This is a genomic window from Bifidobacterium santillanense, from assembly GCF_018555385.1.
Taxonomy (GTDB): Bacteria; Actinomycetota; Actinomycetes; order Actinomycetales; family Bifidobacteriaceae; genus Bifidobacterium; species Bifidobacterium santillanense.
Genome location: NZ_JAFEJS010000002.1, coordinates 1 through 26,573 on the forward strand (window position 1 = coordinate 1; position 26,573 = coordinate 26,573).

A 26,573-nucleotide genomic window follows, 5' to 3' on the forward strand; every position below is an offset into this window, starting at 1 on the left:
CTCCACAAAAGCCTTGCGCCGCAAGGCCTCGCAGCCCATTGCGGACACACATTCTGGCCGGCCTTGAAAGTCCCGGCAACCACATTCAAACCAGCGAAACGCCAATCAGCACAAGGCCTCACAAGCCCAAACAGACACACATTTTGGCCTATAACCCGGAAAATGCCGCGGATGGCGTTTCATGCATGTTGCCGCGCACATGGTCGTGCAAATGTGGTACATTATCACGAGTGCCTTCGGGCACGGGATGCCCCCGTATCCCAATTGGTAGAGGAAGCAGCCTCAAAATCTGCGCAGTGTGGGTTCGAGTCCCACCGGGGGCACCGATCGAAAAGGCCGTGTGATCGTGGTGATCACACGGCCTTCGTCGTTTCGCGGGGACGTTCACTCCGTCTCGGAGTCGATGTCCGTATCGGGACCATCGGTCTCGCCCGTCTCGGTCTCGGGGGATGCCGCATCGGACGGCTGACCGTCGTCGTCCGACTCGACGGGCTCCTTGGGTTCCGTCTCATCCGCCGCTTCATCCGTCGGCGACTCCGTGTCGATCGGATCGTCCGTGTCATCGGTGTCGGCGGAGGCGTCGAGGGCCACGACGGTCTCGAGTTCGGGGCCGTCATCGGGGACGGTGTTCTCCGCCACGTCCTCGGAGTCGGCGTCGATCTCGGTGTTCTCCTCGATGTCGTGCTCGTCGGCGACGTCCATGATGTCGTCGGTCTCGGCATCGTCGTTCGGTTCGTCGGCGTCCTGCGCCTCGAGAAGCTCGACCTGGGCGCGGTCCTCGCGCGGGCGCTGGGCGATGATGTCGATGTGCAGGTCGTCGAAGGCGGGCTTCGACTGCACCCACAGACGGCTCGGCTCCGGCGGATCGATCTCGGAATGCTCGCCGCAGCCGTGGTCGAGGGAGACGACGCGGCCGTCGTCGGGGCTCCACTTGTTCGCGCACACGCCGAACATGAGGTTCAGTTCGCCCTTGAGCGGCACGAAGAAGCCGCACGTCGAGCACAGGTTGCCGGCGGCGGTCTTGGTGCTCATGGCCTTCGGACCGCGCGGGCCCTCGTACCAGCGCTTGGCGGTCTGCGCACGGCCCAGCGGGGAGAGCACGTGTCGGCGGGACAGATCGAACTCCTCGACCACCTCGTCGACGTCCTCCTCGGAATCGACGGCCGGAGTGGCGTCGGAGTCATCCGACGGCTCCACACCCTCATCCGAACCGGCGTCCGTCGCGTCGGGCGCGGCATCCGCATGCTCCGCCTCGGCATCGTCGTCGCCCTTCGTCTCCGGCGCGGGCTGCGTCCTGCGGAATCCCTCCTCGAGACGGGGGTCGTCGGGATCGGTGCCGATCGAATCGGTGGGCGCCAGATCGGTGGGTTCCAGACGGTCCTTCCACGGCACCCAGGCCGGCGGCATCAGCGCGTCGGCCGTGGGGATGAGCGAGGACTCGTTGACCGTCCAATGGTCGAGCTCCTCGTCGTGGTACAGCGTCACCGACCACTGCCATCCCTCGTAGCCGCGGATGTGGGCGGCGATGCGGAAGTCGGTCACGCCGTCGCCCAGGTCGATGGCGTCGACCACGTCGCCGACCTGCTCCGGCTCCTCGGCCACCTCGATGGCCACGGCGCGCGCGAGGTCGCGCGGATCGACCCGCGACTCGCGCGTCTCCTGCTCCGCGGCGTCGGTGATGCTGGTTTCGCTGTTATCGGTCATATGCGACTTCAGTCCTGTACGTCGAAGTTGTCCGCCACGGCGCGCAGCAGCGTGGCCAGCTTGCGGCTCTCGGCGGAGGAGGGGTAGCGGTGGCGGCGCAGCGTGTTGCCGGCGGCGTCCAGCATCTTGATCAGGTCCTCGCAGATCGCGGCCATGTCGTCCGGCTTCGGACGGGTGGCCTTGACGAGGGACGGCGCGGTGGCGATGGTGGTCACGTCCATGGCCTGCGGTCCCCTGCGGCCCTCGACGACGGAATACTCCACCTTGGCGCCCTTGCGCAACGTGGTGGTGCCGGCTGGCAGCGCGGCCGCGGGCAGGAACACATCCCTGCCTTCCTCACTGGTGATGAAGCCATAACCCTTGGCGGCATCGAACCAACGAACTCGACCGGTGGGCATCGTACACTCTCACTTTCCTACTCCAGTATTGCTAAGCCGATTCATTCTACCGCATCGCCCCGTCACACGCCCTCGGCGAAGCGTGCGGGGCGCCCCGGATACGGCAAGGGCCGCGCCTTCCGTTTCCGGATGACGCGGCCCCGAGCACGCCGTTCGAAGCGTTTCCGCGGTCAGTGGGAGAACCAGCCTCCACGCCTGGACCGGTCCTTCGTCTTGTCCCGGCCCTGCTTGGACTTCGACTTCGCGGTGCCGTCCTTGGCGACCGGCGCGACGGCACCCGTTCCGGTTCCGGCGGCCGCGCCGGTCGCGGCGGCGGGCTCCACGGGGCCCAACGGCAGCATGATCGTGAAGGTCAGGCCTCCGCCCGGCGTTTCGGTGGCGCAGATGAATCCGCGATGCGCCTTGACCACGGACTGCGCGATGGCGAGTCCCAGACCGGTGCCGCCCTTTTCGCGGGCGCGCGACGGATCGGCGGTGTAGAAACGCTCGAAGATCTGCGCTCGGGATTCGGCGGGCACGCCCGGGCCGTGATCCTCGAAGCGCAGCACGGCGTAGTTGGTGCCGGTGTGCATCGTGTGACCGACCTCGGCGGCCTCGAGGAACCGCTTCATCGAATCGTCGTTCGAGGGCATGCGGGACAGCTGCTCCGGGGCGATCGAGGCGGCCACCACGCCGAGTCCGACCCTGGCCGGCGAGTCGTCCGGCGTGTAGCGGTGGATGTTGCCCACGATGTTGGTGACGACCTGGCGCAGACGCGAGGCGTCGCCGGTGATCGTGACCGGGGTCATCCGGTCTCCCTCGATGCCGAGGATGCTCGGATGCGCCATGTCGGAGGACGGTTCGAACGTGACGGTGCCGCGCGTGACCTCGCGGTTCGGATCGAGCGCATGCAGATCGTCGACCGCGTCGGTCACCAGGGATGTCAGCGACACGGTCTGGGTCATGTCGATGCCGCGCCCCTCGTCGAGTCGGGCGAGCGAGAGCAGGTCCTCGACCAGCACGGTCATGCGCTGGCTGGACTTCTCGATGTGGGCGATGGATTCGTCGGCGCGTTCGAGAGCCCCCGGCATGCCGCGCTGCATCGTGTACAGCTCGGCGTACCCGTGGATGGCCGCGAGCGGGGTGCGCAGCTCGTGGCTCGCGTCCGAGACGAACCGCTTCATCTTCGCCGTGGTCTGCTCCTGCTCGTGGAAGCTGCGTTCGATCCGTGCGAGCATCATGTTGAGCGACGCGGACAGCGAGCCGACCTCGGTGTTCTCCGGAGCGGACGGCACGCGCTGGCTCAGGTCGCCGGCCGCGATCTTGGCCGCGGTCTTCTCGATGCGCTTGAGCGGGTCGAGCGTGCGCTGGATGATCAGCGCGGAGAGCGATCCGCCGAGCAGCACGATGGCGATGCCCACGGTGATGCAGTACCTGGTGAGCGTGTTGATGATGTCGATCTGATCGGACAGCGACAGTCCGATGAACACGACGCCCATCACCTCGCCGGTCTTCGTGTTCTGCCACTGGAACGCGACGACGCGCCACGGCGCCTTGGCCGTCTGCAGCGTCTTGCGGGTCGGGGTCGAGGTGGCGGCCGTGGGCACGGCGGGCGCGGCGGAGGAATCGGCGGCGCCGTCCGATGCGGAGCCGTCGTCGGCGGTGGCGCCGGTGCTTCCGTCCCCGTTCGACGAACCGTCGCCGGACGTGCCGTCGGAGGAGCCACCGCCGTCGGTTCCGGATGATCCCGAATTGGGGTCGGCGGGGCTCTGCGTACCCGGATTCATCGCGTCGAGGGTGGTGACGACGGCGTCCGTGGTGAACGGCTTGCCAAGCATGTCCTTGGTCACCTGGCTGTTGGACGGCAGCTGCGGCATCGAGACGATGTTCCCCTGCAGCACCGGGTACAGATGCGTCTCGGACTGGCCGGTCAGCTTGCCGTTCTTGGCGGTGCGCACCTCGACGAAGTAGCTGTTGAGCCCGTTGTTCTCCCCCAGCTGGTTCATGTTCTGGAACACCAGCTCGCGCTGCGAGATGATCTGCGAGTCGGTCTTGTCCAGCAGATAGCTGCTGACCAGCTGACGGATGGTCGCCGAGATGCCGATGGTGCCGACGATCAGGATGACCAGCGTGCAGGCCACGAGCTTGGCGCTGAGCGAGACGCGGTCGACCCTGTCGAGGAAGAACCGGGAGAACCTGCGCCAGGCCCCGTCCCTGGGCGGAGCCGCCTTGGGGCGGTTCGCCGTCGCGCCGGGCACGCCTCCGGCCTGGGACTCCGTCGGCCGGGGCTCGGCGGGCATGGTCTTCGGATGGACGATCATGACTTCGGTTCGCGGATCATGTAGCCGATGCCGCGCTTGGTCTCGATCAGCGGCGTGGCCTTGCGCTTCTCGCCGTTCTCATCGGTGATCTCGATGCCGTCGACCTTCTTGCGCAGGTAGGAGATGTAGCTTTCGACGATGGCCGCGTCGCCGCCCCAGTCGTACTGCCAGACATGGTCGAGGATCTGCGCCTTGGACAGCACGCGGCCGGCGTTGTCCATCAGGTAGCGCAGCAGCTTGTATTCGGTGGGGCTCAGATCGATGGTCTGGCCGCCGCGGGTCACGTCGTGGGAGTCCTCGTTGATCTCGAGGTCGGCCACGCGGATGATCGGATCATCCTCCTCCTGTTCGCGGGTGCGGCGCAGGATGGCGCGGATGCGGGCGACGACCTCCTCGAGGCTGAACGGCTTGGTGACGTAGTCGTCGCCGCCGACGGTCAGGCCCATGACCTTGTCCTGGGTGTCGTCGCGCGCGGTGAGGAACAGGACCGGGGAGTCGATGCCCTCCTGGCGGATGCGCCTAGTGACGGTGAAGCCGTCGATGTCCGGCAGCATGACGTCGAGCACGATGAGATCGGGACGCACCTTCTCGATGACCTCGATGGCCTCGGACCCGGAGGCCGCGGTGTTCACTTCGAAGCCCGCGAAATGGAGCGAGGCGACCAGCAGTTCACGGATGGACGGTTCGTCGTCGACCACGACGATGTTTGCTTCAATAGGCTTGCTCATGGCTCCCAGCTTGTACTCTCTGTCTGAGGGTTTCCTGAAAGCCATCTGTGCGTTCTTTGCTGATTACGGAATGAGGACCGCGGCCCCGTACGGCGGCGGTCCTCGTTCCCGAGTTTCCCCTTATCGTCGCGTGATCGTTCGCCGATCACTTCCTGCGAGGGAACCCGCGTTTGCCCTTGCGCGCCTCGCGCAGCTCGCGGCGGGTCATCGGCTTCTCGCCGCTCGCCCCCTCCTTCTCGATGGCGCCGAGCAGATCGGCCATGGTCGTCTCCCCCTCGGACGGTTCGGACGGTCCGGGCCGTTCCGACGGTTCCGACGACGGCGTCCTCCCCGAGGCCTTCCCGCCCTTCGCGGTCTTTCCCCCGGACGACTTCCGCCCCCCGCGGCGGCGACGCACGACCACCGTGATCACGATGACGATGACCAGCAGGACCAGCACCACGCCCATGACGATGACGCCGATCCTGATGGTGCGCGAGTTGGTCGAGGTCTGCTTCTGCTGCTTGATCTCGTTCATCATGGCGATCGCCGCGCCGGACCAGTTCTGGTCGTTCTGTTTGGCGAGCGGCGCGGTGGCCGCCTTGCTGAGCTCGTCCACGGTGGCCTCGTCGCGCAGCCACTCGTCAGAGTTCGACGAGACCGCCACGACGAGGTTGCCGTCGCCGGAGGCCACGGCGAGCAGGACGGTGTTGGGATCGGGGTTGGTGGCCTCGAGGGCCCGGCTCGCCCACGTCGACGGCTTGGCGTCGGTGCCGAAGCTCTCCACGTACTGCAGCCGCACGTGCACGCCGGTGGTCTCCTCCGTCTCCTTGATCTTGTCCGTGACGGCGGAGACGTTGGAGCCGAGCAGGTTCTGCGGATCGGTGATCTTGTTGGTCATCGTGCCCGTCTGCACCGCCATGGCCGTCGGTGCGAGCCATACGGACGGCAGCATGACCGCGAGACACATGAGAGGCATCGCGAGGACCGCCAGGATGGACGGACGGCGGACGGTCCGACCGCACCGGGACCTGTCGGGCGTTGCGGACATTGCGAATCGTGCGAAAGTCATGTACCCCACATTAGCGCCTGCGCGGCCGGTTGTATGCACGTCCGCCGCATACTCCCCGTTTCGCCCGCGCGCATTGCGCCGGAGACGACGAAAGGGGCCCGATTCCCACGACGGGAATCGGGACCCTTCACATCAGACACCGCGGGGATGGTCCCCGCGGTCTGCGTCTACGACCGGAGCGTCTCCGATCAGTAGCCCATGTCGGCGCCGGCGGCCGGGGCGGCGGCCTTCGGCTCCGGCTTGTTGGCGACGACGGCCTCGGTGGTCAGGAACAGACCGGCGATGGAGGCGGCGTTCTGCAGGGCGGAACGGGTGACCTTGACCGGGTCGGTGACGCCGGCGGCCAGCAGATCCTCGTAGGTGTCGGTGGCGGCGTTGAAGCCCTCGCCGTCGGGCAGGGAGCGGACCTTGTCGATCACGACGTCGCCGGAGACGCCGGCGTTCTCGGCGATCTGCTTGATCGGGGCCTCGATGGCGCGGAACACGATGGCGGCGCCGGTGGCCTCCTCGCCGGTCAGCGAGGTGACGGCCTCATCGGACTCGGCCTTCTTGGCGGCCTGGACGAGGGCCACGCCACCGCCGGGCAGCAGGCCTTCCTCGATGGCGGCCTTCGCGTTGCGAACGGCGTCCTCGATGCGGTGCTTGCGCTCCTTGGCCTCGACCTCGGTGGCGGCACCGACCTTGATGACGGCGACGCCGCCGGCCAGCTTGGCCAGACGCTCCTGCAGCTTCTCGCGATCGTAGTCGGAATCGGTGTTCTCGATCTCGGCGCGGATCTGCGCGACGCGGGCGTCGATGTCCTCCTTGGAGCCGGCGCCCTGAACGATGGTGGTCTCGTCCTTGGAGACGATGACCTTCTTGGCGTGGCCCAGCACGGACACGTCGACGGAGTCGAGCTTGAGGCCCAGCTCGTCGGAGACGACCTGAGCGCCGGTCAGGATGGCCATATCCTGCAGCATGGCCTTGCGACGGTCGCCGAAGCCCGGGGCCTTGACGGCGCAGGACTTGAAGGTGCCGCGGATGTTGTTGAGGATCAGGGTCGGCAGCGCCTCGCCGTCGACATCCTCGGCGATGATCAGCAGCGGCTTGCCGGTCTTCATGACCAGCTCGGCCACGTGGACGACGTCCTGCTGGCTGGAGACCTTGCCGGAGGTCAGGAGGATGTACGGATCCTCAAGCACGGCGGTCTGGTCGTCGGCATTGGTGACGAAGTACGGGGCGATGTAGCCCTTGTCGAAGCGCATGCCCTCGGTGAAGTCGAGGTCCAGACCGAAGCGGTTGTTGTCCTCGACGGTGACGACGCCGTCCTGACCGACCTTGTCCAGGGCCTCGGCGATCTTCTCGCCGACTTCCGGATCGGCGGCGGAGATGGTCGCGGTGGCGGCGATCTGGTCCTTGGTCTCGACGTCCTTGGCGGCGGCGACGAGCTCCTTGACGATGACCTCGGTGGCCTTCTCGATGCCGCGGCGCAGCGCGATCGGGTTGGAACCGGCGACCACGTTCTTCAGGCCCTCGTGCACGAGGGACTGGGCCAGCACGGTCGCGGTGGTGGTGCCATCGCCGGCGACGTCGTCGGTCTTCTTGGCGACTTCCTTGACCAGCTCGGCGCCGATGCGCTCGTACGGATCCTCGAGATCGATCTCCTTGGCGATGGAGACGCCATCGTTGGTGATGGTCGGAGCGCCGTAGGTCTTGTCGAGCACGACATTGCGGCCCTTCGGGCCCAGGGTGACCTTGACGGTGTTGGCGAGCTTGTCGAGGCCCTCCAGCATGCCCTGACGGGCTTCCTCATCATAAGCGATGATCTTTGCCATGGTTCGTATTCCTCCAAATGGCTTCATTCGGTTCCGGTTACTCACCCGTACCGTCCAGCGCGACCGCCCGCCGTCAGCTGCGGGTTATCACTCTCGACCTCCGAGTGCTAACTGTGACATTAGCACTCTGCCCCGCCGAGTGCCAACATCGGTCTCGGCGATTGCGCTTTGGGCATGAAACCGACCGCGACGCCGACCGGAAAAAGGCATGAAAAAAGCCCCGTCATACCGACCGGGGCAAACCTGAGGTGTCCGACGCCTCAACCTCACGAACCTGTTCATTTATATTGGGCGATGTCTCACTCGCGCGAGATCACAGCTTGGTGACCCTTCGTGGCCTGCATGCCCTTGGGGCCCTTTTCGGCCTCGTATTCGACCTTGTCTCCCTCATCCAGGGTCTTGAACCCCTCGCCCTGGATCACCGAGTAGTGGACGAACACGTCCTCACCGCCGCCTTCCGGCGTGATGAAGCCATATCCTTTGCCGTTACTGAAAAACTTTACGGTTCCTTGCGCCATGTTGCACTTCCCTTAGCTGTGTGAGCTCTATATCTCTCCCGACACGGAGGGACTTACAACCACAACACCGCGCTCCCCCCGCCTCGCGACTAAAGGGTCAGTATAGACGCGACCCAAAACAACAACAAGGCGGGGTCCACGCAGCAACGCATTTCTTGGGATTTCCCCGTATGACGAGGCCCTCGGCCGGCGGCTCAGCTCAGCAGCACGACCACGATGGCCGTGGAGATGCCCGAGGCCTGCTGCACGTTGGAGATGCCAAGGGTGCTGGCCACGTCCTCGGCGGTGGCCTTGTCGGAGTCGTTGAGATACCACACCACGGTGGAGCTCGGCAGGTTGCCCTGCGGGTTCGCCGCCACCACGTTCGTGTATCCGGCCGCGTTGAGCTTGCTCTTGCGCGAGGCGGCGTATCCGGAGGTGCGGGTGCCGTTGATCACGCGCACGGCGGTGGCCTTGTTCGGCTGGGCCGCGGCCTCCTCGGCCTGCTTCTGCGCCTCGGCCTCGGCCGCCTGCTTGGCCTCCTCGGCCTGTTTGGCGGCTTCCTCCTCCTTGGCCTTCTCGTCGGCGGTCTTCTCGTCGCCGCCGGAGGTGTCGGACGAGGACGATGAGGAATCCGAGGACTTCGACGAATCCGAGGACGACGAGGACGACGAAGTCGACGAGGACGAACCGGACTTCTTGGACGACGAGGTGTCGGAAGCCGTCTGCGACGTATCGGAGGATGACCACGGCCATGTGATGTGGCTCATCTCTCCGGAGAAGAAGCCCCACGCCACAAGGCCGCACAATGCGGCGATCAGCACGACGACCACGAACGGCGCGAGGCGGGAGACCAGGGATCGGCTGCCGCGATGCACGCCGGCGGGACCCTTCGGCGGATTGTCGAAAGCGTCCGGCTCGTAGGATTCGCCTTTGTCCTTGTCGCTCTTCGCCATGCTGTTCATTCCTCCATCTGATACGGACTATCCATGAGTGTAACGTCAGCGCCTCCCCGGCCGCAATGACGGCGCACGGGCCGGCACCGGATATGCACGTTCGCCGTGGTTTTGCGCGTAAAGTGAACATCATGAGCGTCAAACCACTGAGCGAACTCGTCGAACCCGGTTGGGCGGCCGCGCTGGCGGACGTCGAGCCGACCATCCACCGCATGGGGGACTTCCTGCGCGAGGAGAACCGCGCCGGCCGCCACTGGCTGCCCGCCAGCCACAACATCCTGCGCGCCTTCACGATCCCCTTCGACTCGATCAAGGTGCTGATCGTCGGTCAGGACCCGTATCCGACGCCGGGTCATCCGGTGGGACTGAGCTTCTGCGTGGCTCCCGATGTGCGCCCGCTGCCCAAGAGCCTGATCAACATATATAAGGAGCTGGTCTCCGATCTCGGCGTGCCCGTCCCGTCCAACGGCGATCTGACGCCGTGGACCGAACGCGGCGTGCTGCTGCTCAACAGGTGTCTGACGGTGGGCGTCGGCCGCCCGAACTCGCATCAGGGCAAGGGCTGGGAGGAGGTCACGGAGGCCGCGATCCGCGCGCTCAACGCCCGCATCGATCCGGCCACCGGCAAGCCGCGTCCGCTGGTCGCCATCCTGTGGGGCCGCAACGCGCAGACCCTCGAGCCGCTGCTGACCAACGCGGTCATCATCAAGTCCCCGCACCCGAGCCCCCTGTCCGCCTCGCGCGGCTTCTTCGGTTCCCGCCCCTTCTCCCGCGCGAACCAGGCTCTGATCGCCATGGGCGCCGATCCCGTCGACTGGCAGCTGCCCTGACGATCCAACGAATCCGGCCATGCGATCCGCCGCCGCCGATACGTCGCGGACGGGGCGTTGACCGGCGATATGCCATGCGCGACCGTAGGCTTGGCTGCCGAGCCGTGAAATGGACGGTCCAGTGGACCGTCCATAGGCGAGGGGAGCAGCTATGCTGCGACGGCCCGGCAACGCCGGGTGCCTCGAGCGTGTCGTGCATCGCATATCGCCGGTCAACGCCGACCACCCGCCGTCATCGCACCTAGTACAGTGGAACGCATGGCAATTTTCCCTCCGAAACCCTCGACGCCCCCGCAGCCCGTTCTGGTGCCGACGGCGAGCGCATCGGGCGCACTGACCGCCGATGACGTCGCAAGGGCCAAGGCTCTGGCCGATCGCATCCGTTCCCGCTTCGCGCAGACCCTCGTCGGTCAGGACAACCTGCGCGAATCCCTGATCCTGACCCTGGTGGCCGGCGGCCACATCCTCATCGAATCCGTGCCGGGACTGGCGAAGACCACGGCCGCCCAGACGCTCGCCACATCCGTGTCGGGCACGTTCAAGCGCGTGCAGTGCACGCCGGACCTCATGCCCTCCGATCTGGTGGGCACGCAGGTGTTCGACTTCGCCACGCAGAAGTTCACCACGCAGATCGGCCCGATCCACGCGAACTTCGTGCTGCTCGACGAGATCAACCGCTCCAACGCGAAGACGCAGTCCGCGATGCTCGAGGCGATGGCCGAGGGAGCGACCACGATCGGCGGCCAGCGCATCCCGCTGCCCAGGCCGTTCATGGTCATCGCCACGCAGAACCCCATCGAGGAGGAGGGCACGTTCACGCTGCCCGAGGCCCAGATGGACCGTTTCATGATGAAGGCGCTGATGACCTATCCGACGCCCGACGAGGAGACGCGCATGCTGGCGCTGCTCACCCGCCGCGGCTCGGACGTGTTTGATCCGGCGCAGCTGGCCTCCGAGCGCATCTCGATCCGCGACGTGGAGTTCCTGCGCGACGCCGCCCGCCGCGTGCACGTCTCCGACGCGATCATGCGCTATGCGGCCGATGTGGCCGCGACGTCGCGCGGTGCCGGTTCGCATCCGGTGCAGGGCCTGGGCTCGCTGGTCCGTCTCGGCGCCTCGCCGCGCGCCTCGATCGCCCTGGTGCGCATCGGACAGGCCGGTGCGCTGCTCGCGGGCCGCGACTACGTGGTGCCGGAGGATCTCAAGTCGCATATGCGCGAGATCCTGCGCCATCGCATCGTGCTCACGTTCGAGGCGCTGGCCGACGGCGTGAACGCCGATCAGGTGGTCGACCGCATCGTGCAGGCGGTTCCCGTTCCATGATCGACGATCCGATCAGAGCCAAGATCGAGGCGTTGGGGACGCAGCTGACGTTGCCCACCGTCCGCAAGGCGCTGGGCGTGATCGAGGGCGAGCATGCCTCGCGTCGCGCGGGCGGCTCGGATGACCTGATGGACGTGCGAGCCTACGAGCCCGGCGACGAGGCGCGACTCATCGAATGGAAGACCAGCGCCCGGCAGGGCCGCCCCATGGTGGTGCACCGCGAGCGTCTGGTCACATCGCGGGTGTGGATGCTGCTCGACGTCGGACGCGAGATGACCGGTTCGTGCGCGTCCGGGGAGCGCGCCTACGAGGTCGCCGCGAACGCCCTGCGCATGTTCGCGGCGTTGTCGCTGCGCCGGTCGGACGACATCTCGCTGGTGTTCTGCGACGCCGCGAGCATCACGCGCGTGCCGTTCAACGGCGGCTTCGCGCAGTTCGAACGCACGCTGGACGGCGCGTTGCGCCGCCGGTGGACGCATGGCCGCAACATCGACGCGATGCTCGACTACGCGCGCCGCGTCAAGGACCGCCGCGCGCTGATCGTGCTCGCCACCGACGAGCACGCGCTGACCAAACGCCACATGCGGGCCGTGCGTCTGATCGCGCGCACCCATCCGATCGTGCTCATCGACGTGGCGACGCTCAACCCGTTTGCGGCCCCGGCCTCCATGCGCATCCTCGACGGCGTGGGCGGACGCCGTCTGCCGGCGTTCTTCGCGAGCGCCCGGGCGGCGGCGCAGGTGGACACGCACCGCGCGTACATGGCCGCGGCGCTGGAGCATGAGCTCGAACGCGTGGGGGGCCATGTGATCCGCGCCGGGTCGAGCGAGGACATGTTCGACGCGTTCATCGCGCTGATCTCGCATGCACTCGCCGGGCGGACCCGCAACCAGCTCGCGCCCGCCCCGGAACTCGCGTTGGGGGGATCGGACGCACCGGGAGGTGCCGCATGAGGGGAACGACCATGACCGTGGTCCTTGCCGATGCCGGGCTCAGGCCCGTGGGACCCATCGACATGACGACGCCGCTTGCGATCGCGGCCGGCGCGTGCGTGCTGCTCGCGATCGCGCTGATCGCATGCGCGGTGCTGCTGTCGCGTCCGCGCCGCACGCGTGTCAGGTCCGTCCCCCGAGGCGCGCACGCCGAGGCACAGGATCGCCGCGCCTGGCATCGCCGCATCGACGACGTGGTGTCGCGTCACGGTTCCGGGGCGCTGGACCGCGAGGAGGCGTTCGCCGAATTGGCGTCCATCGCTCGCGACTACGCGTCCGAGGCGTCGGGCCGCGACCTGACGTCGCATACGCTCGCCGACATCCGCCGCGAGCCGCGCACGCAGTCGACGAAGCAGGGGCTCGATCTGCTGCGCATGACGATCTCGGCCCTGTACCCGCCGGAGTTCGCCGACGGCGCCGCCCATCCGGACGCCGGAGGTGCGAGCGTGGAGGAGGCGGCCGGCTGGGTGTCGAATCTGGTGGAAAGGTGGTCGCGCTGATGCAATTGTCCTGGCAATGGCCCTGGGCCGCATTGGCCGGCGTGCTCGTCGTGGCCGCGATCGTCGTGCTGACGGTCGTGTTCGGCCGCGCCCGTCGCCCCCGCGACGAACGCGACGCCGCACGCGTGTTCTCGCTGGACGACGATCTCAACACCGAGCTCGCCTCCCGTCTGTTCCGCCGGTGGCGCTGGCTGAACCGCGCTGCCGTCGCACTGCTCGCCGCGGCGTCGCTGCTCGTCCTCGCGCTGATCGCCCGTCCCTCGACCGTGGACCGCAGCGAGGAGCGTTCGGCGAGCCGCGACATCGTGCTGTGTCTCGACGTGTCCGGATCGACGCTGCCGTACGACCGGCAGGTGATCGACACGTACCGTGATCTCGTCTCGCATTTCCAGGGCGAGCGCATCGGCATGAGCATCTTCAATTCGACCTCGCGCACGGTCTTCCCGCTGACCGACGACTACGATCTGGTCTCCAGACAGCTCGAGGAGGCGTCGAAGACGCTGAAGGGCGTCGAATCGCAGGACGACATCGACAAGATGAGCGACGCCGACTACCAGAGGATCTCGGACTGGCTCGAGGGCACGCAGAACCGCAAGGACACGACGTCGCTGATCGGCGACGGCGTGGTCTCCTGCGCGGCGATGCTGCCCGGATTCACGTACGGCTCCGACGGCTCGTCCTCGGCCTCGGCCGACGCGTCGGATGCCGCCTCGAGACGCACGCGCGCCGCGTCGATCGTGCTCGCCACCGACAACGTCGTGTCCGGGGAGCCGACCTATACGCTCGAACAGGCGCTCGATCTGACGGCCAAGGCGGGCATCACCGTCGACGGCCTGTTCTCCGGCCCGCGGGCGAGCGAGGGCGAGAACACGACCACGCGCATGAAGCAACTCATCGAGGCCCATGACGGCGTGTTCCTCACGCAGTCGGGAGGCAAAAGCGTGGACGAACTGGTGCGCGACATCGATGGCCGCCGCGAGGCGCAGAACCGCAGGGCCGACCAGGCCGCTGTCGTCGACGACCCCAAGTGGTGGACGCTCGCACTGGTCGCGGTGCTTGGACTGTGGATGCTGACCGTCTGGAGGTTGAAGCGATGAACGTCATGAACTCGCTGACATCGTTGACGCTCTCCCCCGCGCTCGGATGGCCCGTCGGAGGACCCGTCGCGGCTCTGATGGCGCTGTTCGCCGCCGTGGAGATCGTGCGCCGCGCGCGCGGCCTCTCCGGCGACGAGACGACGGCCTCCTGCGTCAGGCGCGTCCTCATGTGCCTCGTCGCGGCGCTCATGGTGCTCACGCCGAGCGTCACGTCGACGACCACGTCCCGCGCGGTGAACGCCACCGACGTGGTCGTCGCGGTCGACGTGACCGGCTCGATGGCCGTCACGGACGCGAGGTACGGCTCCGACGAGACGATCACCCGACTCGACGCGGCGCGCAGGGCCGTGGACGACGTGACGGCCATGTACGCGGACGCGAGCTTCGCCGCGGTCCGGTTCGGCGCGTCCGGCACGCTGGACGTGCCGCTCACCCCGGACGCCCCCGCGATCCGCAACTGGGCCTCGACGCTCGCGCCCGAGGCGACAAGCGTGTCCGCGGGATCGTCGATCGACGCACCGCTCGACCAGCTGGTTTCCACGCTCAAGCAGATGCGCGACCAGCATCCCGACGACGCGATCGTGCTGTATCTGATCACCGACGGCGAGCAGACCTCCACCCGTACGCGCCGCACGTTCTCGACGCTGCGCAGCTATCTGACCGACGCGTTCACCGTGGGCGTCGGATCGACCGAAGGCGGCAACATCCCGATGATCGCCGACGGCGTGAGCGGATCGAACGCCTCCTCAGGCACCGACCAGCAGTGGGTGACCGACCCCGACACCGGTCAGCCGGGCGTCTCGAAGATGGACGAGGGCAATCTCAAGGACATCGCCGACGAGATGGGCGGCTCGTATCTGCCGACCTCCGCGTCGAAGACGGTCAGGGACGGCATGTCCGCCAAGGCGTCGAAGGAGTGGAAGGTCACGACGACCACCAAATCCCGTACCCGCGCGACGCCGGTCGTCTGGCCGCTGGCCATCGCGATGGCCGTGCTGCTGGCCTGGGAGGCGGGCGCGCAGTTCGTGCTCTCGAGGAGGCTGATATGAAGTCCCGGGCATCCCTTCCCGTACGCGTCGCGCTGATCGTGCTGGCCGTGCTCGCGCTCGTCGCGGCCGGCCTCGCCGGGGCGAACCTCGTCACGGTGGGCCGGTTCAATCAGGCGACCGCGACCCTGACCCGCAACATCAAGGCGATCGCCAAGGAGGACGCCGATCTGTCCACGCTCAAGGCGAGCCAGCAGCAGACCGACGCCCAGTTCGAGGACGCCGCCGCGCTGCGCGCGGTGCTGCTGCCGAGCATCAGGGCGTCGCTCGAGACGAACACCGAGGTCTCGCATCGTCTGACCGAACTCATCGAGCAGCGTCTGGCCGAGCAGCAGGGCGGCGGCTCGTCGGGATCCGGCGGCGCGTCGGACGATGCGACCGGAGCCGCGACGGACAACCAGCGCAACAACCGTCAATCGGACGGCTCCGGCCTGACCGATGCGCAGAAGGCGCAGGTCGAGCAGCTGCTCAAATCGAACCAGCAGTCCACCGACACCAGCGAATCCACCAGGCAGGACGCCGATCAGAAGTCCAAGCAGAATCAGACCACCAAGCCGTGGTGAGCGTCACGCGGCGGGCAGGCAGCTCGGTCCGAACAGGATCTTGATCTCGGCGAACAGCGACGTGTCGCGCTTGACGCGGAACCGGTCGCCGAAGGTCATGACCTCCGCGTTGCCCTTCGCGTCCATGATCGCGAGCTTGACCTCGCAGTAGCCCGGATGGTTGGTGAGCACCTGGCCGAGCCGCATCATATGCGGCCGGTCGAGCGCCACCTCGGGCAGCGTGATGACCAGGGGCCGCTCGTCCTCGGCCTCGAGCGAGGGCACCTGCATCTCGGTGGCCCTCAGGGAGACGGTCTCGTCGCGCAGCTCCACCTGACCGCGGATCTGCACCACCTGATCGACGGCGAGCTCGGCGGCCGCGGCCTCGTACACCTTGCCGAAGAACAGGCACTGGATAGAGCTCTCCAGATCCTCGATGGTGACGATCGCCCACGCGTTGCCCTTCTTGGACACGCGACGGTCGACGCTGGTCACGAGGCCGGCGAGCGTGACCTGCTGGCCGTCGCCCATCGTCCTGGCGCGGTCGATGAGGTGTGCGATGGACATCTCGCGCAGTCCCGCGAGCACGGCGGTCATGCCGGAGAGCGGATGGTCGGAGACGTACAGGCCGAGCATCTCGCGTTCGAAGTTGAGCTTGGTCTTCTTGTCCCACTCCTCGACGTCGGGCACGCTGACGGACGCGTCGCCCATCGCCTCCGCTCCCCCGTCCTCGTCGTCGGAGAACAGGTCGAACTGTCCCTCGGCCTGCTTGCGCTTGAGGCCCACGACCGAGTCGATGGCGGTCTCGTGGATCTGGAACAGGGCGCGGCGGTTGGGGTCGATCGAGTCGAACGCGCCGGCCTTGATCAGGGACTCGACGAGGCGCTTGTTGAGCGCGGTCAGCGGCACGCGGCGGATGAAGTCCATGAAGTTGACGAACCGGCCGCGCGCGCTCTCGCGTTCGGCGATGATGTCGTTGACCGCCTTCTCGCCCACGTTGCGGATCGCGCCCAGGCCGAAGCGCACGACGTCTCCGACGGCCGAGTACGCGAACTGGGACTCGTTGACGTCCGGCGAGAGCACCTGGATGCCCATGCGGCGAGCCTCGCCCAGGTACAGGGCGGTCTTGTCCTTGTTGTCCTTCGTGCCCTGCAGCAGCGCGGCCATGAACTCGACCGGGTAGTGGGTCTTGAGGTACGCCGTCCAATACGAGATCAGGCCGTAGGCGGCCGAGTGCGCCTTGTTGAACGCGTAGCCGGAGAACGGGACGAGGATGTCCCACACGGCCTGGGCCGACTCCTCCGAGTAGCCGTGCTCCTTCATGCCGGCGAAGAACGGGATCTTCTCCTTGGCCAGCACCTCCGGCTTCTTCTTGCCCATCGCACGCCGCAGCACGTCGGCCTTGCCCAGCGAGTAGCCGGCCAGGATGCGGGCGGCCGACTGCACCTGCTCCTGGTAGATGATCAGGCCGTACGTCTCGTCGAGGACCTGCTTCAACGGCTCGTCGAGCTCGGGATGGATCGGGGTGATCTTCTGCAGGCCGTTCTTGCGCTTGGCGTAGTTGGTGTGCGAGTCCATCGACATCGGGCCCGGTCGGTACAGGGCGATCAATGCGGAGATGTCGTTGAAGTTGTCGGGCTTGAGCATCTTGAGCAGGGAGCGCATGCCGTCGGAATCGAGCTGGAAGACGCCGAGCGTGTCGCCGCGCGAGAGCAGCTCGTACGTGGGCTTGTCGTCGAGCGGGATCTTCGTGTAGTCGACGGCCGGCTTGCCGTTGGCCTCGATGTTCTTGAGCGTGTCCTGGATGACCGTCAAGTTGGACAGGCCCAGGAAGTCCATCTTCACGAGTCCCAGCGTCTCGCACGTGTGGTACTCGAACGTGGTGGTGATCGTGCCGTCGGTGCGCTCCAGCAGCGGCGAGGTGTCGGTGATCGGCTCGCTACCCATGATCGTCGCGCACGCGTGCACACCGGTCTGACGAATCAGTCCCTCGATGGTCTTCGCCTTGTCGACGATCATGTGCGCGTCGTGGTCGGACTCGTACAGCTCGCGGAACTCGCGCGCCTCGTCGTAGCGTTTGGAGGTCGGGTCGAAGATCTCCTTGAGGCTCGCGTCCTTGCCGTTCTTGCTCGGCGGCAGCGCCTTGGTGATCTTGTCGCCCATCGCGAACTCGTAGCCCATGATGCGCGCCGAGTCCTTGAGGGCCTGCTTGGTCTTGATGACGCCGTAGATCACGCACTGGGCGACCTTGTCGGTGCCGTACTTCTCGCCGCAGTATCTGATGACGTCGAGGCGCCCGTCCGGATCGAAGTCGACGTCGATATCCGGCAGGGAGACGCGCTCCGGGTTCAGGAACCTCTCGAAGATCAGGCCGTGCTCCAGGGGGTCGAGCTCGGTGATGCCCATCGCGTACGAGACCATCGATCCTGCCGCGGATCCTCGGCCCGGGCCCACCATGATGCCGTGGTCCTTGGCCCACTGGATGTAGTCGGCCACCACGAGGAAGTATCCGCAGAACTGCATCTGGCAGATCACGCCGCATTCGTAGTCCGCCTGCTTGGAGACGTGCTCGGGCACGTTGCCGTCGTAGCGGCGCTCCAGACCCTCCTCGACCTTCTTGAGGAACAGCGAGGCCTCGTCCCAGCCCTCCGGGCAGTCGAACTGCGGCATGAACGCGCCGTCCTCGTGGTCGTCGAAGATCACGTTGCAGCGCTCCGCGATCTCGATCGTGTTGTCGCACGCCTCCGGGAACTCGCGGAACAGTTCGCGCATCTCCTCGGCCGGCTTGATGTAGTAGCCGGTGCCGTCGAACTTGAAGCGATCCGGGTCGTCGAGGTGCGAGCCGGAGTTGATGCACAGCATCGCGTCCTGCGCCTCCGCGTCCTCGGCGTGCACGTAGTGGGAGTCGTTCGTGGCCAGCAGCGGCGCGTTGAGCTTCTTCGCGATGGTCAGGAGGTCCGAGGTGACCTGCTTCTCGATCCTCAGGCCATGGTCCATCAGCTCGATGAAGAAGTTGTCGCGGCCGAAGATGTCCTGGAACTCGCCGGCCGCGCGCAGCGCCTCGTCGAACTGCCCCAGGCGCAGACGCGTCTGGATGATGCCCGACGGGCAGCCGGAGGACGCGATCACTCCCTTCGAGTAGGTGGCCAGCACCTCCTTGTCCATACGCGGATAGCGCTGGACGCGGCCCTCGAGGTTCGCCACCGAGCTCGCCTTGATGAGGTTCACGAGGCCCTCGTCGTTCTCCGCCCACATCGTCATGTGGGTGATCAGGCCGCCGCCGGAGACGTCGTCGCGACGCTGGTCCTCGGTGCCCCAGTGCACGCGGGACTTGTCCTGACGGGCGGTCTCCGGCGTCACGTACGCCTCGATGCCGATGATCGGCTTGACGCCGGCCGCCACGCAGTTCGTGTACATCTCGTACGCGCCGTGCATGTTGCCGTGGTCCGTGATGCCGATCGCCGGCATGCCCAGTTCGGCCGCGTACTTCGCCAGGTCGGGAATCTTGGACGCTCCATCGAGCAGCGAATAGTGCGTGTGGTTATGCAGATGCACGAAGTTTCCCGAATTTGCCATGCGTTCCACACTACCGCATGGCGTGTTCAGCGGCCGGAGCCGGAAGGATCCCTCCGGCCCCGGCCGCCGGGATCAGGCCTCGCGGGCCGAACGGCGCCTCCACAGGACGCGCGCCCAGTGGACCGCGTAGCAGATCGCGATGATGACGGCCATCGTGACGAGGGACGAGCGCATCGACTCGTACACGGCGGACAGCACCAGCGTGCCGCCGGAGAGCACGAGGGCGAGGATCGGCACGACCGGCCAGCAGGGCGTGCGGAACGCGAGCTCGCCGGCGTCGCGGCCGGAACGCTTCAGCTCGAGGCGGAACCGGATCTCGCACACGGCGAGCACGACCCACACGATGACGATGGCGATGCCCGCGCTGGAGACGAGCGCCAGATAGATCGCGGACGCGGCGGTCACGGACGACAGCAGCGCCATGAGACCGCCGGCCATCGCGGTGCACAGGGCGATGAGCGGCACGCCGCTGCGGGTGGTGCGCGAGAAGACCTTCGGGATCATATGCTCGTTGGACAGCGACCACAGCATGCGGGTGGACGCGTAGAGGCCGGAGTTCGCGGCGGACAGGATGGCCGTGAGCACGACGAAGTTCATGAGGTCGCCGGCGAACGGCAGACCGATCGCCTCGAACACCAGCACGAACGGGCTCTTGTCGACACCGGCCTTCTGCCACGGGATCAGCGCGGACATGACGACGATCGAGCCGATGAAGAAGATGGCGAGACGCCAGAACGTGGTGTGGATGGCCTTCGGGATGTTCTCGGCCGGATCCTTCGTCTCGCCGGCGGTGACGCCCAGCAGCTCGGTGCCGGAGAACGCGAACGCGACGGTGGACATCGTCGAGAAGACCGGCGCGAAGCCGTTGGGGAAGACGCCGTCCTTGACGAGGTTGGTCAGTCCCGGCGCGTGCGAGTATCCGGCGATCGGCAGGATCCCGACGATGGCGAGCGCGCCGATCGCGATGAACGCGATGATGGCGACGACCTTGATGCCGGCGAACCAGAACTCCGCCTCGGCGAACGAGCGCACGGACAGGGCGTTGAGCGTGAAGATGAGCACGATGAACAGAGCGCTCCACGCCCACGCGGGCGAGTTCGGGAACCATTTCTGCATGATGAGTCCGGAGGCGGTGAACTCGGAGCCGAGCGCGCCCATCCATGCGAGGAAGTAGATGATGGCGACGGTGAATCCGGTGCCGGGGCCGATGAACCGGCCGGCGTACACGTGGAACGATCCGGTCTGCGGCATGGCGGTGGCGAGCTCGCCGAGGCACAGCATCACCATGTACACGTTGAGCGCGCCGATTGCGTAGGCGAGGATCGTGCCGATCGGCCCGGCCTGGTGGATGGTGTAGCCGGAGCTCAGGAACAGGCCGGTGCCGATGACGCCGCCGAGCGAGATCATCATGAGGTGCCGGGTCTCCATCTTGCGCTGCAGACCGGTGCGGCTCCCCTGTTCGTTCGCGACCGTGCCGTCGCCGTCGTGCGATTCGAGACTGGCGGTCATATTCCCCTCCCGTATGTCCTTGCCGTTGTGGTGATTCGGAGCAATCGTCGCACGAATGCCCGGCCCGCAGGGGAAGGGGATTATGGAGCGGCCGTTTCCGGTCATACGAAGAATCTATGGCCGGTTATCGTCCGCATCGGCCGGGCCGATGGATGTTCCGCGCTCAGTCGGCGGCGACCATGTCGTCGTCCGCGTGGCGTGCGCGCATGACGTCCAGCGCGTGCGCGAGGTCGGCCGGATACTGCGATTTGACCGTGGTCCATACGCGCGTGCGCGGATGGCGGAACTCGAGCTGCATGGCGTGCAGCCACTGGCGGTCGAGGCCGACCTCGGCGGCGAGCACCGGATTCGCGCCGTACATGTGGTCGCCGACGAGCGGATGGCCGATCGAGGAGAAGTGCACGCGGATCTGGTGGGTGCGTCCGGTCTCGAGGTTGATCGACGCCAGCGTCGCCTCTCCCCCGAACCGCTCCATCACGTCCCAGTGCGTGACGGCGGGCTTGCCCGCGGGGGTCACGCAGAAGCGGAAGTCGGAGACCTTCGCGCGGCCGATCGGCGCCTCGATGGTCGCCCTGTCCTGTTTGAGCGATCCCTGCACGAGCGCGTGGTAGGTCTTGACGACCTCATGCTCGGCGAACTGACGGCGCATCTCGACGTACGCCAGATCGGACTTGCACACGAGCATGAGCCCGGACGTGCCGACGTCGAGGCGCGAGACGATGCCCTCGCGTCCGGCGGCGCCGTACGAGGTGATGTGGACGCCGCGGTCGCGCAGCGAGCCGAGCACGGTGGGGCCGGTCCAGCCGACCGAGGCGTGAGCGGCGACGCCGACGGGCTTGTCGACCACCACCACGTCGTCGTCCTCATAGACGACGGCCATGTCGTCGGCGATCGGCTCCGGCTCCTTGCGCTCCTCGACCAGATCGAACTCGACGGTCTCGCCGGACTGCAGGGTGCCGGATTTCGCGATGTTCCGGTCGAGCACGCGCGCCTGACCGGAGTCGATGAGTTCGGCGGCCTTGGAGCGGGATACGCCCAGCATCTTGGCCATCGCGACGTCGAAGCGCTTGCCGATGAGCGCGTCGGGGGCCGGGACCAGACGACTCATGCCGTCTCGCCCTTTCCCGATCGTTCGTCGAGCTCCTTCTGACTGAACGGCACGTTCATGAGGATCATGATCACGATGGCGACGCCGGCGACGACCAGATACACGTCGGCGACGTTGCCCACGGACCAGCCGTAGTCAAGGAAATCGACGACCTTGCCGTCGAGGAAGCCCTCGGCGTAGGCGATGCGGTCGATGAGATTGCCGAACGCGCCCGCGAACGCGAAGGCAAACGCGACGGTCCATCCGAGCGAAATGGTGCGCACGGCCAGCACGACCAGCGCCACGCACGCGGCGACGGCGAGCAGGGAGATCATCCATGTGGCTCCCGAGCCGAAGCCGAGCGAGGCGCCCGGATTACGCACCAGCGTCAGCGACAGGAGCCCCGGGACGACCGGCACGGTGCGGCCGTCACCCAGGGCGTCCAGCGCCCACAGCTTGGTGAGCTGGTCGATGATCAGCGCGACCATCGCGACACAAGCAAAGACGGCCGCGCGCGTGCGCAGCCGTCCCTTTCGAATCTTTTCCATGGAGCGGATCAGTTCGAGATCACTCGCCGGACTGCTCGGTTCGGCTGTAGTTGTTCGTGTCCGAGACCTGGTTGACCAGCTGGCCGAGGAAGTCGGTCAGGCGGGCGCGGTACTCGGCCTCGAACTGCTTGAGACCCTGGATGTTGCCCTCGATGAGCTTGGACTCGTTGGTGAGGTTGGTGCGCACCTGATCGGCGTAGTCGTCGGCGGCGGCGCGGGTCTTCTTGCTGTAGCCATCGGACTCGGCGCGCAGCTTCTTGTCGTACGCGACGGCGTCCGCGCGGACCTTCTTGTCGTAGTCGGCGGCGCGACGCTGCACCTCGGCCTCGTACTGGTCGGCCTCGTTGTGCTTGTCGGTCATGTAGGTGTCGGCGTCCTGACGGGTCTTGACGGAGTACGCGTCGGCCTCGGAACGGGTGCGATCGGAGTACGCGTCGGCCTCGGAGTGGATGCGCTTGTTGTAGTCGTCGGCCTCGGTGCGGGTGCGATCGTTGTAGTCGTTCGCCTTGCCGATGAGGTCGTTGTAGTCGCGCTGGCTCTTCTCGGCGATCTCCTTCGCCTTGGCCTTGCCCTTGTCGACGTACTGGTCGTGCAGCTGCATGGCCAGGGTCAGCATGGCGGTGGCGCGCTCGGGCTCGGTGCCCGCACCGGCCGCGGCGCCGGCGATCTTCTGCAGGGAGCCGGTCTCGGTGCTCGGCTCGACCTTGGAGACCTGCTCGCGCAGCTGGTTCTCACGCTGCTTGGATTCCTCGAGCTGACGGGTCAGGTCGGCGATCTGCTGCGCCTGCTGCTGCACGCCGGCGGCCTGCTGCTGGAAGGCGGCCACCTGACGGGACAGGTCCTCGTTCTGGGCGCGGAACTGGTCGCGCTCCTTCTGGATGGCGGCGATCTGCTGAGCGACCGCGTCCTGGTTGCCGGAGGCCTGGGCGACCTGGGCGGTCAGCTGGTCGATCTGCGCGTTCAGCTGGTCGGTCTGGGCCTTGAGCTGCTCGTTCTGGGAGGTGAGGGCGCGGTTGGACTCCTCGGCCTCGGACAGCTTGGCGGCGACGACCTGAGCGTTCTGATCCCCCTTGCCGGCGTCCTGCTTCGCTGCATCCTTCAGCTGCTTGTTCTCGTTCTGCAGCTGCTGCACCTGGGCGTTGAGATCGGAAATCTTCTGGTTGAGTGCGGTGACGTCCGGGCCCAACGACTGGGTCGCCTGTCCGCCCGCAACGGCCTGCTTGCCGAGTGCTTCGACGGTCTCGGTGACCTGGTCAAGGAAATCGTCGACCTCGTCGACGTCATATCCTTCCTTGAAACGCACCGTCTGGAACGTGCGCTCCCTGATGTCTTTCGGCGTCAACAGAGCCATAAATCTACACCTCGCTTTGGGGCTGTGCCTCGCTTACGTTGGTATCAAACATGACCTTACCACGTACCCTGAGCTTTTATGGAGTTTTCGTGGCGTTTGCGGAACATTCGGGGCATGTTGGACGAGGTGATAGGGGGGTATGGCCCCTCCCGCGGCTTTCCCCGGATCGTCAGATCAGGACGCGCAGCACGACCAGCAGGAAGTACAGCACGATGAAGCTCATGTCGATGCCGACCGCCCCGAGCCGCAGCGGCGGGATGTAGCGGCGCAGCCAGTTGAGCGGCGGATCGGTGATCCGGTAGATGACGTCGATGACCGTGTAGACGAAGCCGCGCGGACGCCACCTCGGGGACAGGAACGCCACCCAGTCGAGGATCATGCGGATGAACAGCACGGTGATGTAGGCGTCGATGAGGCCGTCGAGCAGTCGCATGAGGATGAGAAACAGCATACGGACACCGTATCAAGCGTCATGGAGCGTCCGCGGGACGTTCGCTGTGAACAAACTGGAGGGGACGGGAGAGCGAAGGGCGACGGGGCAAACGACGAGCGCCGCATGATCGATGGGATCATGCGGCGCTCGTCATACGGTCCGGGGTCGGGATCCGGCGGGACGATCGGTTCCCGCCGACGACACGTCACTCGGTGAACAGATCGTGGGCGCTGTTCGCGGTGATGGGCTCCTCCACCTTGATGTTCACCTGGGAGGGGCTCAGCAGGAACACACGCGGGGTGACGCGCTCCATGGAGCCGTGCACGCCGAACACCACACCGGCGGAGAAATCCACGATGCGGTAGGCCACGGCCTCGGGCACGCCGGTCAGGTTCAGCACGACGGGCACGCCGTCACGGATCGCACGGCCGACCATCTGCGCGTCCTCGTAGGACTTCGGATGGATGGTGGTGATGCGGTTCATGCGGCTCTGGAACGGATTCGCGCTGCGCGTGGTGGATCCGGAGGACAGCGTCGGGCCGGAGGACGCCGGCTTGGAGGCGGGCATCGGGGTCACGACGCGTTCCGAGTCGAACGCCGCGGAGGAGGATGCCGCCGGGGCAACCGGCGTATCGGGCTCCTCGGCGAGGTCGAAATCGTCATCGTCCTCGGCCACGTCCGACATGCCAAGATAGGACATCGCGTTCTTCATGAATCCGGCCATGTCTCAATCCTTTCTTTGGTCTCGGGGTCTCGTCCGCGGCTCAGCGCAGGAAGTCGGGGATGTCGAGATCACCCGGGTCGTTCGCGTCCGGGGTGGTGTACGGGTACGCGGGCTGCTGCGGGAACTGCTGCGAGGACGGGTATCCCGGGGCCGGGGCGAAGGTGAACGGCGACGTGGTCGGCTGCTGCACCTGCGGCTGGACCGGAGCGGCCGGGGCGACCGGCTGCTGGGCCGGGATCTGGCCGGTCTGCGTCGGCGCCGGCTGCTGCGGCTGGGCCGGTGCGGCCTGCGGCGCGGGGTTCTGCTGGGCCGGGGCCGCGGACGGCGCCGGCTGCTGGGTCTGCTGCGGCTGGGCCGTCTGCGCGGGCTGCTGACGCTGCTGGACCGGGGCCGTGCGCTGCGGCGGCACGGCGGCCGGGATGCCGGCGGCGGCCGCGTTGGCCGCGGCCTGCTTGACGGTGTCGAAGCCGGCGGCGATGACGGTGACGCGGACCTCGTCGCCGTAGGCGTCGTCGAGCGCGAGGCCCCAGATGATCTGGGCCTCGGGGTGGATGGCCTTGCGCACCAGCTCGACGGCGGCGGAGGCCTCCTGCAGACCGATGTCGGTCGGGCCGGCGACGTTGATGAGCGCGCCGTGGGCGCCTTCGATGCTCTCCTCGAGCAACGGCGAGCTGATGGCCAGCTCGGCGGCCTGGGTGGCGCGGTCCTCGCCCCGTGCGGAGCCGATGCCGAACAGCGCGGTGCCGGCGCCGCGCAGGATGGCGGTGACGTCGGAGAAGTCCACGTGGATGTACGAGTTGGAGGTGATCAGGTCGGTGATGCCCTGCACGCCGGACAGCAGCGCGGAGTCGGCGGTCTTGAAGGCGTCCATGATCGTGATCGAACGGTCGGACAGCTCGAGCAGTCGGTCGTTCGGGATGACGATGAGGGCGTCGACCTCCTGACGCAGGTTGTCGATGCCGAGCTCGGCGGAGGCGGAGCGCTGCGGGCCCTCGAACGAGAACGGACGGGTGACCACGGCGATGGTCAGCGCGCCCTGCTGGTGGGCCGCGCGCGCGACGATCGGGCTGGCGCCGGTACCGGTGCCGCCGCCCTCGCCGCAGGTGACGAAGACCATGTCGGCGCCCTTGACGGCCTCCTCGATGTCGGACTGGTGGTCCTGGGCCGCCTTGGCGCCCTTCTCCGGGTCGGCGCCCGCGCCGAGGCCACGGCTGGACTGGTCGGACAGGGAGATCTTCACATCGGCGTCGGAGCGCAGCAAATCCTTGGCATCGGTGTTGACTGCGATGAATTCGACATTCTGCAGACCTTCGGCGATCATGCGGTTGACGGCGTTGCCACCGGCACCGCCTACGCCGACGACCTTGATGTTGGTCCTGTCGTTCAACTCCTCGTTCTGGGCGATCTCGCTCACGTTGTGCTCCTGTCACTTCACGGTTACACCCTAGACTAGCGCAGGGCCACGCCGTATTGTGTGATATTTTCGCGCGTGTAGCGCAATTATGGGGTGTGGAATCCTTGTTGTTGCAGTGTGTGCCGGCGCATGCCGCATGCGCGACCCGATCGG

At 66.9% G+C, this 26,573-nt stretch carries 23 protein-coding genes and 1 tRNA gene; 8 read left to right on the plus strand and 16 right to left on the minus strand.

Annotation, left to right across the window (positions count from 1 at the left end; genetic code table 11):
- Positions 1-249 precede the first annotated feature (249 nt).
- Positions 250-323: transfer RNA gene (locus JS528_RS02630), tRNA-Leu, on the plus strand.
- A gap of 61 nt (positions 324-384) precedes the next feature.
- Here JS528_RS02630 and JS528_RS02635 read toward each other — a convergent pair.
- The 8 genes from JS528_RS02635 to JS528_RS02670 all read right to left on the minus strand — a co-directional run bounded on the left by JS528_RS02635 (position 385) and on the right by JS528_RS02670 (position 9,448).
- Positions 385-1,704, minus strand: coding sequence for a DUF3027 domain-containing protein (locus tag JS528_RS02635; protein WP_214357572.1), 1,320 nt, complete (start codon positions 1,702-1,704; stop codon positions 385-387).
- 8 nt (positions 1,705-1,712) lie between these two features.
- Entirely contained in the window at positions 1,713-2,102 is a 390-nt protein-coding gene (locus JS528_RS02640) for a cold-shock protein (RefSeq protein ID WP_214357573.1), read from the minus strand.
- Positions 2,103-2,272: 170 nt separating this feature from the next.
- Positions 2,273-4,087, minus strand: coding sequence for a sensor histidine kinase (locus JS528_RS02645; protein WP_420838177.1), 1,815 nt, complete (start codon positions 4,085-4,087; stop codon positions 2,273-2,275).
- A 311-nt stretch (positions 4,088-4,398) separates the two neighbouring features.
- Positions 4,399-5,130 (minus strand): response regulator transcription factor, encoded by a 732-nt coding sequence (locus JS528_RS02650; RefSeq protein ID WP_214357575.1) that lies wholly within the window; start codon positions 5,128-5,130, stop codon positions 4,399-4,401.
- A 145-nt stretch (positions 5,131-5,275) separates the two neighbouring features.
- The gene (locus JS528_RS02655) at positions 5,276-6,088 is read right to left on the minus strand and encodes a TPM domain-containing protein (protein WP_214357576.1); all 813 of its coding nucleotides are present in this window, start codon (positions 6,086-6,088) and stop codon (positions 5,276-5,278) included.
- Positions 6,089-6,369: 281 nt separating this feature from the next.
- Positions 6,370-7,995, minus strand: a complete 1,626-nt coding sequence (gene groL / locus JS528_RS02660; RefSeq protein WP_214357577.1) for a chaperonin GroEL — start codon at positions 7,993-7,995, stop codon at positions 6,370-6,372.
- 299 nt (positions 7,996-8,294) lie between these two features.
- Positions 8,295-8,513: a cold-shock protein gene (locus JS528_RS02665; RefSeq protein ID WP_214357578.1), complete on the minus strand. Its 219-nt coding sequence runs from the start codon at positions 8,511-8,513 to the stop codon at positions 8,295-8,297.
- Positions 8,514-8,707: 194 nt separating this feature from the next.
- Positions 8,708-9,448: a LytR C-terminal domain-containing protein gene (locus JS528_RS02670; RefSeq protein ID WP_214357579.1), complete on the minus strand. Its 741-nt coding sequence runs from the start codon at positions 9,446-9,448 to the stop codon at positions 8,708-8,710.
- A 131-nt stretch (positions 9,449-9,579) separates the two neighbouring features.
- Here JS528_RS02670 and JS528_RS02675 point away from each other — a divergent pair, with 131 nt between their 5' ends.
- The 7 genes from JS528_RS02675 to JS528_RS02705 all read left to right on the plus strand — a co-directional run bounded on the left by JS528_RS02675 (position 9,580) and on the right by JS528_RS02705 (position 15,799).
- The gene (locus JS528_RS02675) at positions 9,580-10,278 is read left to right on the plus strand and encodes a uracil-DNA glycosylase (protein WP_214357580.1); all 699 of its coding nucleotides are present in this window, start codon (positions 9,580-9,582) and stop codon (positions 10,276-10,278) included.
- Between the two features lie 258 nt (positions 10,279-10,536).
- Positions 10,537-11,601, plus strand: coding sequence for an AAA family ATPase (locus JS528_RS02680; protein WP_214357581.1), 1,065 nt, complete (start codon positions 10,537-10,539; stop codon positions 11,599-11,601).
- The gene (locus tag JS528_RS02685) at positions 11,598-12,554 is read left to right on the plus strand and encodes a DUF58 domain-containing protein (RefSeq protein WP_214357582.1); all 957 of its coding nucleotides are present in this window, start codon (positions 11,598-11,600) and stop codon (positions 12,552-12,554) included. The genes JS528_RS02680 and JS528_RS02685 overlap by 4 nt, the downstream gene beginning before the upstream one ends.
- Positions 12,551-13,093, plus strand: a complete 543-nt coding sequence (locus JS528_RS02690; RefSeq protein ID WP_240541272.1) for a hypothetical protein — start codon at positions 12,551-12,553, stop codon at positions 13,091-13,093. The genes JS528_RS02685 and JS528_RS02690 overlap by 4 nt, the downstream gene beginning before the upstream one ends.
- The gene (locus JS528_RS02695; RefSeq protein ID WP_214357583.1) at positions 13,093-14,190 is read left to right on the plus strand and encodes a vWA domain-containing protein; all 1,098 of its coding nucleotides are present in this window, start codon (positions 13,093-13,095) and stop codon (positions 14,188-14,190) included. The genes JS528_RS02690 and JS528_RS02695 overlap by 1 nt, the downstream gene beginning before the upstream one ends.
- 14 nt (positions 14,191-14,204) lie before the next feature.
- Complete coding sequence (locus JS528_RS02700; RefSeq protein ID WP_214357813.1) at positions 14,205-15,239, plus strand: VWA domain-containing protein; 1,035 nt, start codon at positions 14,205-14,207, stop codon at positions 15,237-15,239.
- Entirely contained in the window at positions 15,236-15,799 is a 564-nt protein-coding gene (locus tag JS528_RS02705; RefSeq protein ID WP_214357584.1) for a DUF6466 family protein, read from the plus strand. Before JS528_RS02700 ends, JS528_RS02705 begins: the two co-directional genes overlap by 4 nt.
- A 3-nt stretch (positions 15,800-15,802) precedes the next feature.
- Here the strand turns inward: JS528_RS02705 and dnaE are convergent, their stop codons facing one another.
- From dnaE to ftsZ, 8 genes are all read right to left on the minus strand, one after another.
- Positions 15,803-19,354: a DNA polymerase III subunit alpha gene (dnaE, locus tag JS528_RS02710; protein ID WP_214357585.1), complete on the minus strand. Its 3,552-nt coding sequence runs from the start codon at positions 19,352-19,354 to the stop codon at positions 15,803-15,805.
- 72 nt (positions 19,355-19,426) lie between these two features.
- On the minus strand, positions 19,427-20,863 hold the full coding sequence (locus tag JS528_RS02715) for an amino acid permease (protein ID WP_240541273.1): 1,437 nt from the start codon (positions 20,861-20,863) through the stop codon (positions 19,427-19,429).
- A 163-nt stretch (positions 20,864-21,026) separates the two neighbouring features.
- Entirely contained in the window at positions 21,027-21,971 is a 945-nt protein-coding gene (locus JS528_RS02720; protein ID WP_214357587.1) for an RluA family pseudouridine synthase, read from the minus strand.
- Positions 21,968-22,498, minus strand: coding sequence for a signal peptidase II (lspA, locus tag JS528_RS02725; protein WP_214357588.1), 531 nt, complete (start codon positions 22,496-22,498; stop codon positions 21,968-21,970). Before lspA ends, JS528_RS02720 begins: the two co-directional genes overlap by 4 nt.
- A gap of 19 nt (positions 22,499-22,517) precedes the next feature.
- Entirely contained in the window at positions 22,518-23,849 is a 1,332-nt protein-coding gene (locus JS528_RS02730) for a DivIVA domain-containing protein (RefSeq protein ID WP_214357589.1), read from the minus strand.
- A 169-nt stretch (positions 23,850-24,018) separates the two neighbouring features.
- Positions 24,019-24,300 (minus strand): YggT family protein, encoded by a 282-nt coding sequence (locus JS528_RS02735; protein WP_214357590.1) that lies wholly within the window; start codon positions 24,298-24,300, stop codon positions 24,019-24,021.
- A gap of 187 nt (positions 24,301-24,487) precedes the next feature.
- Positions 24,488-25,006 (minus strand): cell division protein SepF, encoded by a 519-nt coding sequence (locus tag JS528_RS02740; protein WP_214357591.1) that lies wholly within the window; start codon positions 25,004-25,006, stop codon positions 24,488-24,490.
- Between the two features lie 40 nt (positions 25,007-25,046).
- Positions 25,047-26,420: a cell division protein FtsZ gene (gene ftsZ, locus JS528_RS02745; RefSeq protein ID WP_214357592.1), complete on the minus strand. Its 1,374-nt coding sequence runs from the start codon at positions 26,418-26,420 to the stop codon at positions 25,047-25,049.
- Positions 26,421-26,573: the final 153 nt, after the last annotated feature.

Excerpts from the sequence above, each read along its gene's own strand:
- dnaE (WP_214357585.1), bottom strand. The coding sequence starts at position 19,354 with ATGGCAAATTCGGGAAACTTCGTGCATCTGCATAACCACACGCACTAT.
- JS528_RS02670 (WP_214357579.1), bottom strand. The coding sequence starts at position 9,448 with ATGGCGAAGAGCGACAAGGACAAAGGCGAATCCTACGAGCCGGACGCT.
- JS528_RS02640 (WP_214357573.1), bottom strand. The coding sequence starts at position 2,102 with ATGCCCACCGGTCGAGTTCGTTGGTTCGATGCCGCCAAGGGTTATGGC.
- JS528_RS02650 (WP_214357575.1), bottom strand. The coding sequence starts at position 5,130 with ATGAGCAAGCCTATTGAAGCAAACATCGTCGTGGTCGACGACGAACCG.
- JS528_RS02740 (WP_214357591.1), bottom strand. The coding sequence starts at position 25,006 with ATGGCCGGATTCATGAAGAACGCGATGTCCTATCTTGGCATGTCGGAC.
- JS528_RS02675 (WP_214357580.1), top strand. The coding sequence starts at position 9,580 with ATGAGCGTCAAACCACTGAGCGAACTCGTCGAACCCGGTTGGGCGGCC.
- JS528_RS02690 (WP_240541272.1), top strand. The coding sequence starts at position 12,551 with ATGAGGGGAACGACCATGACCGTGGTCCTTGCCGATGCCGGGCTCAGG.
- JS528_RS02715 (WP_240541273.1), bottom strand. The coding sequence starts at position 20,863 with ATGACCGCCAGTCTCGAATCGCACGACGGCGACGGCACGGTCGCGAAC.
- JS528_RS02655 (WP_214357576.1), bottom strand. The coding sequence starts at position 6,088 with ATGCCTCTCATGTGTCTCGCGGTCATGCTGCCGTCCGTATGGCTCGCA.
- JS528_RS02665 (WP_214357578.1), bottom strand. The coding sequence starts at position 8,513 with ATGGCGCAAGGAACCGTAAAGTTTTTCAGTAACGGCAAAGGATATGGC.
- JS528_RS02705 (WP_214357584.1), top strand. The coding sequence starts at position 15,236 with ATGAAGTCCCGGGCATCCCTTCCCGTACGCGTCGCGCTGATCGTGCTG.
- JS528_RS02695 (WP_214357583.1), top strand. The coding sequence starts at position 13,093 with ATGCAATTGTCCTGGCAATGGCCCTGGGCCGCATTGGCCGGCGTGCTC.
- lspA (WP_214357588.1), bottom strand. The coding sequence starts at position 22,498 with ATGGAAAAGATTCGAAAGGGACGGCTGCGCACGCGCGCGGCCGTCTTT.
- JS528_RS02735 (WP_214357590.1), bottom strand. The coding sequence starts at position 24,300 with ATGCTGTTTCTCATCCTCATGCGACTGCTCGACGGCCTCATCGACGCC.
- JS528_RS02685 (WP_214357582.1), top strand. The coding sequence starts at position 11,598 with ATGATCGACGATCCGATCAGAGCCAAGATCGAGGCGTTGGGGACGCAG.
- JS528_RS02680 (WP_214357581.1), top strand. The coding sequence starts at position 10,537 with ATGGCAATTTTCCCTCCGAAACCCTCGACGCCCCCGCAGCCCGTTCTG.
- groL (WP_214357577.1), bottom strand. The coding sequence starts at position 7,995 with ATGGCAAAGATCATCGCTTATGATGAGGAAGCCCGTCAGGGCATGCTG.
- JS528_RS02720 (WP_214357587.1), bottom strand. The coding sequence starts at position 21,971 with ATGAGTCGTCTGGTCCCGGCCCCCGACGCGCTCATCGGCAAGCGCTTC.
- JS528_RS02635 (WP_214357572.1), bottom strand. The coding sequence starts at position 1,704 with ATGACCGATAACAGCGAAACCAGCATCACCGACGCCGCGGAGCAGGAG.
- JS528_RS02730 (WP_214357589.1), bottom strand. The coding sequence starts at position 23,849 with ATGGCTCTGTTGACGCCGAAAGACATCAGGGAGCGCACGTTCCAGACG.
- JS528_RS02645 (WP_420838177.1), bottom strand. The coding sequence starts at position 4,087 with ATGAACCAGCTGGGGGAGAACAACGGGCTCAACAGCTACTTCGTCGAG.